This is a genomic window from Shewanella sp. S1-49-MNA-CIBAN-0167, assembly GCF_040310145.1.
Lineage (GTDB): Bacteria > Pseudomonadota > Gammaproteobacteria > Enterobacterales > Shewanellaceae > Shewanella > Shewanella psychromarinicola.
Genome location: NZ_JBEOPO010000391.1, coordinates 1 through 253 on the forward strand (window position 1 = coordinate 1; position 253 = coordinate 253).

The 253-nt window shown below is 41.1% G+C and carries 1 pseudogene; it reads left to right on the forward strand.

Annotated features, from left to right (window positions below):
• Nucleotides 1-253: pseudogene (locus AAEZ00_RS21765) on the forward strand (GGDEF domain-containing protein); the annotation flags it as partial.

The following is a 253-nucleotide window of genomic DNA, read 5'->3' on the forward strand; positions in this document are numbered from 1 at the left end:
GTTATTGCATTTACTGGCAATAGAGCAAGAAGTTAACAGTGATCTTGTTGCTGCAATTAACAGCTATAGCCATGCCATTAAATTACTTACACCACATCCTCTTAGCAAAGAACTGGTCAAAAGCTATCTCGAACGCTCATTCATACTTTACCTTCAAACTAACGACACCCAAATTTATTGCCCAGATCGTGAAGTGGCGATTACATTAGCCCGTCAGCTTGGAAACGTTGATATCTTGGCCGAAGTGTTAGCG